Origin of the sequence: Nostoc sp. DedSLP04, assembly GCF_034530775.1 — a bacterium.
Taxonomy (GTDB): Bacteria; Cyanobacteriota; Cyanobacteriia; order Cyanobacteriales; family Nostocaceae; genus Nostoc.
Window position 1 is genome coordinate 106,615 of sequence record NZ_JAVRCL010000018.1, and the last position, 11,251, is coordinate 117,865.

The following is an 11,251-nucleotide window of genomic DNA, read 5'->3' on the forward strand; positions in this document are numbered from 1 at the left end:
TATTACATCCGGTATTTCGATCGAGTTATTAAACTGAATAATTGTTAATTTTTATTGCTTATAATTTGGTATTTTATCGCCAAATATCAAACTCCGCGACAGAACCAAAAATCTCAAGTTGAATATGGGAAAAATAAATATAGTAGCAGTTATGCACTTACAAATTGAGTATAAACTGAAAAGGTAATATTTATGACTACAGTATCTAAAAGCACTTTGTCTCTATCTGCCCAAGAGCGATCGCTCATTCTCTGGTTTGATGAAATTGGGATTGCTGATATCCCAGTAGTTGGTGGTAAAAATGCTTCATTAGGGGAAATGATTCAACAGCTAACACCCAAAGGCATTAACGTTCCCACAGGATTCGCCACTACTGCTTACGCTTATCGTCATTTCATTCAATCAGCGGGGTTAGAAGCAAAGCTACACAAACTTTTTGCTGACTTGAATGTTGAAGATGTCAAAAATTTACGAGAACGCGGCAAAAAAGCGCGATCGCTCTTAATCCACACACCATTTCCTGTAGAATTGCGCTCGGCGATCGCCACAGCATACCATAGTCTCTGCGAACGATACCATGCAGATACAGATGTGGCAGTCCGTTCCAGCGCCACTGCTGAAGACCTTCCCGATGCTAGTTTTGCTGGACAGCAGGAAACTTACCTTAACGTTGTCGGTGTCGAAGGAGTTTTAGCAGCTTGTCATAAATGCTTTGCTTCTCTATTTACCGATCGCGCTATTTCTTATCGCCACACCAAGGGATTTGACCACTTTAGCATTGCTCTGGCTGTGGGCGTGCAAAAAATGGTGCGCTCTGACTTAGCAACCTCTGGGGTAATGTTCTCTATTGATACAGAAACAGGTTTTAAGGATGCGGCACTAATTACAGCCGCCTACGGTTTAGGTGAAAATGTTGTCCAGGGGTCTGTCAATCCCGATGAATATTATGTTTTTAAACCAACTTTAAAAGCTGGTTTCCGCCCAATTATCGACAAAAAATTGGGCAGCAAAGAACTGAAAATGATTTATGATGACGGCTCCAAATTTACGAAAAATGTTTCGGTTTCACCCAGCGAAAGAGGTAAATTCGCTCTGAGTGATGAAGAGATTTTACAACTAGCAAGTTGGGCATGTTTAATTGAAGACCATTATTCCCAAGTCCACGGCATTTTTACTCCAATGGATATCGAGTGGGCAAAAGATGGGATTACGAACCAACTTTTTATTGTGCAAGCGCGCCCCGAAACCGTCCAGTCACAGAAGACGGGAAATGTGTTGCGGAGTTATCGGTTGGTATTGGGGAATAAGGAATCAGGAATCGGGAATGGGGAAAAATCTTTCCAATCCTTAATTCCCCTGGTTACGGGAAGTGCAATTGGGGAAGCAATTAGTCAGGGAAAAGCACGCCTAATTTTGGATGTTCAGAAACTAGAACAGTTCCAAGTCGGGGAAGTTTTGGTGACAGAGAGAACCGATCCCGATTGGGAACCAATTATGAAACGCGCTAGTGCAATTGTCACCAATTCTGGAGGTCGCACGTGTCATGCAGCAATAATTGCGCGAGAATTGGGTGTACCTGCGATCGTGGGATGCGGCAATGCTACAGACATCTTGAAACCTGGTCAAGAGGTAACAATTTCTTGCGCTGAAGGGGAAGAAGGAAAAGTTTATCCAGGCTTATTACCTTTTGAAGTTAAAGAAGTTCCTTTAGAAAACTTACCCCGCACCCGCACTAAAATTTTAATGAATGTGGGTAATCCCCAAGAAGCATTGAGTTTATCGGCAATTCCCAACGATGGCGTAGGTTTAGCGCGGACAGAATTTATCATTGCTAACCAAATTCAAATTCATCCAATGGCCTTGATTCACTATGATTCGTTAAAAGATGAATTTGCCAAAGCTAAAATTGCTGATATTACGTCACTTTACGGCGATAAACCCCAATATTTTGTAGATAAATTAGCTCAAGGCATTGGTAGAATTGCCGCAGCATTTTATCCCAAATCAGTGATAGTCCGAACCTCAGATTTCAAAAGTAATGAATATGCCAATTTATTAGGTGGACGACAGTTTGAACCCCATGAAGAAAACCCAATGTTAGGTTGGCGAGGGGCGGCGCGTTACTACGATGAAGGCTACAGAGAAGCTTTTGCCTTAGAATGTCATGCCCTCAAACGGGTACGGGAAGAAATGGGTTTGACAAATGTCATCCCAATGATTCCCTTTTGTCGCACTCCTGACGAGGGGCGTTTGGTTTTAGCAGAGATGGCAAAAAATGGTTTAAAGCAAGGTGTTAACGACTTACAGGTTTATGTGATGTGTGAGTTGCCCAGTAATGTGATTCTGGCTGAGGAATTTGCTGAGGTATTTGATGGCTTCTCGATTGGTTCTAACGATCTAACTCAATTGACATTAGGGATAGATAGGGATTCGGCGTTAGTAGCGCGATTGTTTGATGAACGCAGTCCAGCTGTTAAGCGAATGGTAAAAATGGTCATAGAAACAGCGAAAAAATGCGATCGCAAAATCGGCATTTGTGGGCAAGCACCCAGCGACTATCCAGAATTTGCCCAGTTTTTGGTGGAACAGGGAATTGACTCGATTAGTCTAAATCCAGATTCGGTTTTAAAGACAATGCTGGAAGTGGCAAAAGTCGAGGGTAGTAATACTTCGGCTACGCTCAGTACAAGTTCGTCATTCGAGTAATTTATGCCAGCTAAAGACCGCTACCACCAGAACGTCAAAAATGCCCTAATCAAAGATGGCTGGACGATTACCGACGATCCATTTCATCTGAAGTGGGGAAAAAGGGATATGTATGTTGACCTGGGTGCAGAGAAATTAATTGCTGCTGAAAAGGAAGGACAGTGCATAGCCGTTGAGATTAAAACTTTTCGCAGTGTATCGGACATGACCGATCTCGAACACGCGCTAGGGCAGTATCTTGCATACCGCTCTGTGATGAGTAGAACCAATCCCGATCGCGTCCTCTATCTCGCCGTTCGTGACGAAGTATACGCCGATATCTTTGATGAGCCAATTGCTAAACTTTTGATAGAAGATTACAAAGTCCATATCGTTGTATTTCAGCTAGAGCAAGAGGTTATTTTCAGATGGATACCTTGGAGCAGTACAGGCAATTAATTAGGAATATTCTGATCGATCGTACAACGATCCCCTTCAGCATTGGCAATATCCAATTTGAGACAGTTTTCGACAGCGAACAAGACCGTTACTTGTTGATGATTTTGGGAAGAGAACCAGCCTATGATTTATCGCCTACTGTGACTCGTCGCGTTCATGGCTGTCTGATTCACATTGATATTATTGATGGCAAAATTTGGATTCAACGTGATGGCACTGAAGAGGGGGTAGCAACGGAATTGGTGAAAGCAGGTATACCAAAAGATCGGATTGTATTGGGATTTCGGTCTGAAGAACTGCGGAAAGATTCAGAATTTGCCATTGCATAGCCAACGGTAGTTAAACTTCTGGATAATTGCCCATAGTATAGCGATCGCTATATTTTGTTTGTTAATTGTCTACAAAACTTTTGACTGCTCAACCATAAGTATCTTAGTATTTTGCAGAATGGCAATTTATTTTAGCCAAAAGCAAGATGACAAATCTTTTGGAAACCGAACGCTTGATCTTTCGCAGTTGGATACCCGAAAGCGATGCCGAACAAGCGTTTGCAATTTACAGCGATCCTGAAGTTACGCACTTTCTTGGTAAATCTTCTCGCGTCACAAGCATTGAGTCACAGCGTCAGCGCTTGATTGAAGGTATCGAGCGAATGCACCAACGCAACAATGGTACTGGAGCCTGGGCAATTGTTGAAAAGGAAAGTACAACAATTGTGGGAACTATCCTTCTTAAACAATTGCCCGACAAAGATGGTTTACCCACTCAAGATTATGAAGTAGGCTGGGAATTGCGGCGAGCTTCTTGGGGTAAAGGGTATGCAACAGAAGCCGGACGAGTTATGCTCAATTACGGATTTAGTGTTTTGAACTTGCCAGTGATTTATGCCGTAGTGAAGCCAGAAAATCATGGTTCAATCCGTGTAACAAAACGATTGGGTATGAAACCAATAGGGCAGACAAACAAGTATTACGGTATTGAACTACTCCTGTTTCAACTAGATGCACCTGAAGAGTGGAAGGGGAATAGAGGAGCAGTTCTTGAGCAGAGGGCAGGGGGGCAAAGGAGTGGAGTTGAAAGACTCATTCACGAGTATTAAAGACTCGTCGGCGAGTATTAAAGACTCATTCACGAGTATCAAAGACTCATCGGCGAGTATCAAAGACTCGTCGGCGAGTATCAAAGACTCATTCACGAGTATCAAAGACTCGTCGGCGAGTATCAAAGACTCATTCACGAGTATCAAAGACTCGTCGGCGAGTATCAAAGACTCATTCACGAGTATTAAAGACTCGTCGGCGAGTATCAAAGACTCATTCCCTATTCCCCATGCCCAATGACAAATGACAAATGACAAATGACTAAAAAGTGGTTCCGAATTGGGATGGTGAGTGTATTTCTTTTCTCACTCGCCTTAAGGTTTTGGGGACTGGAGCGATTCAACACTCTGGTATTTGATGAAGTTTACTTTGCCAAATTTGGTAATAATTATCTTACGCATACGCCATTTTTTAATGCTCATCCGCCGCTAAGTCAATATATGATCGGCATCGGCATTTGGATTGGCAGTCACATTCCTTTTTGGCACGATACGGTTAATGGATTAACAGGATCATTGCGATCGCCTTGGACTTATCGTTGGTTCAATGCCCTTACAGGCTCATTTATTCCTGTAGTTGTGGCTGCGATCGCCTATCAGTTAAGTTATCGTCGTACCTTTGCAATACTTGCAGGATTATTCACAGCTTGTGATGGTATTTTTTTAGTTGAGTCTCGGTATGCTCTAAGTAATATTTATATCGTCATTTTTGGTTTGTTAGGGCACTGGTTTTTATTATTGGCATTAGATAACCAAAATCGGCGACGTTCTTTTTGGTTAGTTTTAGCTGGCATTGGTTTTGGTGCCTCAGTTGGTACTAAGTGGAATGGTTTATGGTTTTTATCAGGTGCTTATCTCATTTGGATAGTAGCTTGGATAATTTATTTGATACATTCTTTCTCTAACTCTAAATTCTTTTTTAAATCCCCCTCATTAGAGCAGGAGGCAGGAGGCAGGAGGCAGGAGGCAGAAGGTAGGAGGCAGGAGTTAGGAGTTAGGAGTCAGCAGGTAGAAGGCAGGAGTCAAGAGGCAGGAGTTTCTACTTATTCTCCCTCATCCCCCTTATCTATATCATCTCAGACACCACTACAAAATTTAACTCAGCTAAATATTTTTCAAATGCTGTTTTATCTAGGAATTATCCCAGCTTTTATCTACAGCATCATCTGGATTCCTCACCTTCAACTAGATAAAACTTATGGATTTATTGCAGTACATCAGCAAATTTTGAAGTTTCATTTACATCTAGGTGGTAATAGCCCTAACGTACATCCTTACTGTGCTGCTTGGTATAAATGGCCTTTGATGACTCGACCAATGGCATATTATTATCAAACGGCTGAAAGTATTAGCGAACCCTTACCTGTGATGGGGCCGCCTTTACCTGCTGGTGCTGGACAAGTTATTTATGATGTCCATGCAATGGGCAATCCATTTTTGTGGTGGTTTGGTGTTGCTGCTATGTTGTTTTTAGTAGGGATGCTGGTGTCACAAGCGGTAATTCCTTGGGTGAAAGAAAAGCGTTTTTCTATGCCTGCAACTCTGAGTGTTGATACTTGGATTGCTTTGTATTTAGTTATAAATTATGCTGCGAACTTATTACCTTGGGTAAAAGTGACAAGATGTGTTTTTATTTACCACTATATGTGTGCAGTGGTGTTTGTATTTTTAGCGATCGCCTGGTTTGTCGATCGGTGTCTTTGGAGTTATTATCAACAACTCCGGGCGCTAGGTGTCACCATTACTTTTATCATTCTGGCTGCTTTTATTTTCTGGATGCCCATTTATTTGGGTTTACCCCTTTCTCCTAACGGTTACAAGCTGCGAATGTGGTTCAACTCTTGGATTTGATTGAAGAGCATGGGGCATGAGGCATGGGGTATTGAAATAATAACTCCTAACTTATTTCTCAACTTAACATAGCTATACATATACAGAATTGTTTAATCACATGGTTTTCATATTTCTTATCGCTATGTAACTTTAGTCACTGTTAGACTTTTCAAAGCACAAGCAGATAAAACTAAGGCTGCAAAACGCAACACTAGGGCATGGGAAATTAGATACTAAGTAAAAATGGTGAATGGAAAATTATAAAATTTTTACATTCATCATTCTGCATTATTATAGATACTCTAGTTTTGATGCTCCCGGACAACACAGGAGGATCGTCATGGAAATGAACTTACAATTGCCAGGTATTAATTTAATTAGCTTGAAAGAGGCTCCGATTCATATTTCTAGCCAAATTCAGCCTCATGGTGTCCTGTTAGTCTTGGAGGAGCCTGAGCTAAAAATATTACAAGTTAGCACTAATACGCTAAAGATTTTCGGAATTGCTCCCGAAAATATGTTACATAAACAACTAGAAGATTTACTAGATCCCTTTCAAATAGAGAGAATTAAAACAGGGCTATCCGGGGAAAATCTTGATTTTATTAATCCCACCAAAGTTTGGGTGCGAAAAAAAGGTGATGAATACGTAGTATTTGATGCAGTATTTCATCGCAATACAGAAGGATTTTTAATCTTGGAGTTAGAACCTGCTCTTACTCAAGAAAATATCCCATTTTTAAGCTTTTATCATCTAGCTAGAGCATCTATCAACCAACTAGAAAAAACAGCAAATCTCCGGGACTTTTGTCAAGTTATCGTTCAAGAAGTTCGGAAAATAACGGAATTTGACAGGGTAATGTTATATAAATTCGATGATGATGGGCATGGTTCCGTTGTCGCTGAAGAAAAACTAGAAAGCTTAGAACCATATTTAGGGCTGCATTATCCAGAGTCAGATATTCCCAAACCAGCGAGAAAGTTATTTGCTGCTAATTCGATCAGAATTATCCCGGATGCTTATTCCCAGCCAGTCAAGCTGTTTCCTGTGAATAATCCAATTAGCGATCGCCCCATTAATTTAACCAACTCCATTCTCAGAAGTGCTGCTTCCTGCCATACAGAGTACTTGCATAATATGGGTGTTGGTGCTTCGCTGACGATCTCTTTAATTAAAGACCAAAAACTCTGGGGACTGATTGCTTGTCATCATCAATCTCCTAAACATGTTTCCTACGAATTGCGTAAAGCTTGTGAATTTTTGGGACGAGTCATATTTGCAGAAATCTCAGCTAGAGAAGAGACAGAAGACTACTATCACCGGATAAATCTGACACACCTTCAATCAATCTTGATTGAATACATGTCTCAAGAAGAAAACTTCATTGATGGTTTAGTTAAAAACCCTCAACATCTTTTAGATTTGGCCAGCGCTCAAGGTGCAGCCGTTTGTTTTGGGGGAAATTGTACGGTAGTTGGTGAAACCCCTAGAGAAGAAGACCTGAATTTTTTAGTCCAATGGCTGAAAAATAATGTTGAAGAAGAAGTTTTCTATACAGATTCTTTGCCACAGATTTATCCAGATGCCGAAAGTTTTAAAAATGTCGCCAGTGGTTTATTAGCTATTCCCATCGCCAAGCGAAATTATGTTTTGTGGTTCCGACCAGAAGTAATTCAAACTGTAAATTGGGGTGGCGATCCTAATAAGGCGTTTGAAGTTAACCAGTCAGAAGGAAATGTCCGTCTGTGCCCGCGCAAATCATTTGAACTGTGGAAAGAGACGGTTCGCTTAACATCTTTACCTTGGAAAGATGTAGAAGTAAAAGCAGCATTAGAATTGCGGAAAGCAATTGTTAATATTGTGCTGCGTCAAGCCGATGAACTAGCCCAGTTAGCCCAGGATTTAGAACGTTCTAACGCCGAACTGAAAAAGTTTGCTTACGTCGCCTCTCATGACTTGCAAGAACCACTCAATCAAGTTGTGAATTACGTGCAACTGTTGGAGATGCGCTATAGCGAAGAACTTGACGAAGATGCTCAGGAGTTTATTAGTTACGCTGTGCAGGGAGTTAGCCTGATGCAGACGTTAATTGATGACGTGCTGGCATACTCGAAAGTCGATATGCAAGCGATCGCATTTCAAATGACCGAGGTAGAGAAAGCCTTAAGTCGGGCGTTGGGCAATTTGCGTCAACGCATTAATGAAACTGGCGCTATTATCACCCACGATCCCTTACCCGTAGTTATGGCTGACAGCACCCAACTGATGCAGCTATTCCAAAACCTCATCGGTAACGCGATTAAATTCCACAGTGACCAGCCCCCACAAATTCATCTGGGAGCAGAAAGGATAGAAGATGCATGGCTCTTCTCAGTTCGGGATAATGGTATTGGCATTGATCCGAAATTTAGCGATCGCATTTTCGTAATTTTTCAGCGCTTACACACGCGGGATGAATATACTGGTACAGGTATGGGTTTAGCCATCTGTAAGAAGATTGTCGAATGTCACCGGGGGCGGATCTGGGTAGAGTCAGAACTAGGTGAAGGCGCAACCTTCTACTTTACGATTCCAGTTGGAGGACGCGAACTTGAGCGTAGAAACGGGAGAAAGACACAAAACCATCTTTTTGGTCGAGGACAATAAAGCTGACATTCGCTTAATCCAAGAAGCGTTGAAAAATAGTTCAGTGCCTTACCAAGTGGTAACGGTCAGGGATGGCATAGATGCTATGGCTTATTTACGCCAAGAAGGTGAATATGCTGATGCATCACGCCCTGACCTCATTCTATTAGATTTGAATTTGCCTAAAAAAGATGGTCGAGAAGTGCTGGCGGAAATTAAAGCTGACCCAGTGCTAAAACGCATTCCAGTTGTTGTGCTAACAACCTCAAAAAATGAGGATGATATTTTTCACAGCTACGATTTACATGTGAATTGCTATATCACTAAATCTCGCAACCTCAACCAATTATTTCAAATCGTCAAGAGTATTGAAGATTTTTGGCTCTCTACTGTGACGCTACCATCGGAGTGAGGCGGGGAGCAGGGGAGCAGCACTTCTCTACGAGACGCTGCGCGAACGGCTACGCTCAGTGACCAGAAAGCAGGGGAGCAGGGGGAGAATAACTAATAACTAATGACAAATGACAAATGACAAATGACAAGATAGAGCAGCAATAGGGGGTGAAACCTGAAGATTATGGTTGTGAGCTACTCAGTAAAAATCTTGTTAATTGAGGATAACCTAGCTTCTGCTAGGTTGTTACAAGAGTTTCTGACACAAGCCCAGTCCCAAGAGTTTACTCTGGTTCATGTAACGCGATTGGGGGAAGCACTTCAGGAACTAAGTAAATGTAATTATGATGTTATTTTATTAGATTTAACTCTACCTGACAGCCAAGGATTGTCATCTCTACCTCCTCTGATTGGTCAAGCGCCAAGCATACCAATTGTTGTTCTAACAAATACAAATGATGAAGAACTGGCAATTGAAGCAGTACGACAGGGCGCGCAAGATTATCTAGTCAAGCGCCAGGTAAATGTAGATGTGTTGGTTCGCTCTTTGCGTTATGCGATCGAGCGCAAGCAGGTTTTAGAATCATTACGCACTGTTAATGAAACATTACAAACTAGGGTTGAAGAACGAACTGCGGAACTCGTAAAAGCCAATGAACTCAACCAGTTCAAATCTGAATTTGTCTCAATGCTCTCCCATGACATCCGCAATCCGCTAAATACTATTCTCTTGGCTGCTGGATTGCTACAAAATCAGGATGAAAGATTAACCAAAGAGAAAAAACAGAATCATTTGAAAATGATTCGGTCGGCAATTAAAAACATGGCAAAGCTATTGGATGAAGTTACATTCATCGGCAAAGCTGATTCTGGCAGGCTTGGTTTTGAAGTTATCTGCTTAGATTTAGAAGCCTTTTGTCGCCAAATGGTCGATGAAGTGCGATTGATTGCAAATGATAAGCATCTGACTTTAGTGTTCGCCAGTTTTGGGCAATTAGATGAAGCTTTATGGGATGAAAGCTTACTACGGCACATTTTGGGTAATTTACTTAGCAATGCTATTAAGTATTCACTACCGGGCGGTATGGTGCGCTTTGAACTAATTGGTCAGGAAAAAGCGGTAATTTTCCGAGTTCAAGATTGGGGAATTGGCATTCCTCAAGAAAACCAAAAACGATTGTTTCAGCCTTTCCGACGTGCGGACAATGTGGGAAACATACCTGGTACTGGCTTGGGGCTAGCGATCGCCAAAAAATGTGTCGATGCACATGGGGGCGAAATTGTAGTTAATAGCCAAGTTGGAGTAGGTACAACCTTTACCGTCACCCTTCCTTTACTAGAAGTTTAAGCGGTTACAGCAATTTTCATATATAGGGAATACAGTTCATTATTGAGGCACAATAAATATATTGTGCCCATTACTTAAAAACAATGTAACTAACCCAGTTCTTGGTTCCAGCGCTGTCCGTTCTCCAACTACACAAGAAGCACCGCCGCCAATCTCGGAGCCGTGGCAAGTCGTCCGAGTGAGCGATGGTGACACAATTGCTGTGAAAAATTCTAGTGGAGTCGAAAAAAAGATTAGGTTCTGTGGCATCGATGCCCCAGAAAAGTCACAGCCGTTAGGTCAAGATTCTCGCCGTAACCTGCAAGCGTTGGTAGATGAAGCCAAAAAGCAGGTGATGATAACATCTATTGAAACAGACACATATGGTAGGACTGTAGGCGAAGTTTTTACTGCAGTCCAGGGGCGCGAGAAGTTTCTCAATGAGGAGCAGCTAACATCTGGCATGGGTTACTACTATGCTCAGTATGCTAGTAAATGCCCTAATCACAGTGCTTTAGAGAAAGCAGAGGCGATCGCCAAATCCGGGCGCAAAGGTGTATGGAGTGGCAATTACCAACGACCTTGGGACTACCGCAAAGAACAAAGATCAGGACGTAATCGCAGTTAATAGGCATTGAGCGAGATCCCTGCAAAAACGGAAATATAAGCTCAAAAAGCTTATCCTATATAGATTTAAACTTTTTACTTCTCTGTTTTAACCAAATAGGGGAAGAGATATTCCCGCGAGTACATATGCTCACCTTGAAAGGGCTAGTATCCCTCTTCTGTCACTTTCCGACATAAGCAAGTAGTAAATAACTGAAATTAT

General features: G+C 41.8%; 9 protein-coding genes. All 9 read left to right on the plus strand.

Annotation, left to right across the window (positions count from 1 at the left end; translation table 11 throughout):
* The first annotated feature begins 192 nt into the window (after positions 1–192).
* The 9 genes from ppsA (at position 193) to RMX89_RS13200 (ending at position 11,050) form a co-directional block, all read left to right on the plus strand.
* Complete coding sequence (gene ppsA / locus RMX89_RS13160; protein ID WP_322689240.1) at positions 193–2,706, plus strand: phosphoenolpyruvate synthase; 2,514 nt, start codon at positions 193–195, stop codon at positions 2,704–2,706.
* Positions 2,707–2,709: 3 nt separating this feature from the next.
* Positions 2,710–3,144: an element excision factor XisH family protein gene (locus RMX89_RS13165; protein WP_322685365.1), complete on the plus strand. Its 435-nt coding sequence runs from the start codon at positions 2,710–2,712 to the stop codon at positions 3,142–3,144.
* Positions 3,114–3,473 (plus strand): XisI protein, encoded by a 360-nt coding sequence (locus RMX89_RS13170; protein WP_322685364.1) that lies wholly within the window; start codon positions 3,114–3,116, stop codon positions 3,471–3,473. The genes RMX89_RS13165 and RMX89_RS13170 overlap by 31 nt, the downstream gene beginning before the upstream one ends.
* Positions 3,474–3,619: 146 nt before the next feature.
* Entirely contained in the window at positions 3,620–4,243 is a 624-nt protein-coding gene (locus RMX89_RS13175; protein ID WP_322685363.1) for a GNAT family N-acetyltransferase, read from the plus strand.
* A gap of 258 nt (positions 4,244–4,501) precedes the next feature.
* The gene (locus tag RMX89_RS13180; RefSeq protein ID WP_322685362.1) at positions 4,502–6,094 is read left to right on the plus strand and encodes a dolichyl-phosphate-mannose--protein mannosyltransferase; all 1,593 of its coding nucleotides are present in this window, start codon (positions 4,502–4,504) and stop codon (positions 6,092–6,094) included.
* A 322-nt stretch (positions 6,095–6,416) separates the two neighbouring features.
* Positions 6,417–8,723 carry an ATP-binding protein gene (locus RMX89_RS13185; protein ID WP_322685361.1) on the plus strand — a complete coding sequence of 769 codons (2,307 nt, stop codon included), beginning with the start codon at positions 6,417–6,419 and terminating at the stop codon, positions 8,721–8,723.
* Positions 8,668–9,114: a response regulator gene (locus RMX89_RS13190; RefSeq protein WP_100900409.1), complete on the plus strand. Its 447-nt coding sequence runs from the start codon at positions 8,668–8,670 to the stop codon at positions 9,112–9,114. Before RMX89_RS13185 ends, RMX89_RS13190 begins: the two co-directional genes overlap by 56 nt.
* A gap of 165 nt (positions 9,115–9,279) precedes the next feature.
* Positions 9,280–10,443 (plus strand): hybrid sensor histidine kinase/response regulator, encoded by a 1,164-nt coding sequence (locus RMX89_RS13195; protein WP_322689241.1) that lies wholly within the window; start codon positions 9,280–9,282, stop codon positions 10,441–10,443.
* 61 nt (positions 10,444–10,504) lie between these two features.
* Positions 10,505–11,050 carry a thermonuclease family protein gene (locus RMX89_RS13200; RefSeq protein ID WP_322689242.1) on the plus strand — a complete coding sequence of 182 codons (546 nt, stop codon included), beginning with the start codon at positions 10,505–10,507 and terminating at the stop codon, positions 11,048–11,050.
* The last annotated feature ends 201 nt before the right edge of the window (positions 11,051–11,251 follow it).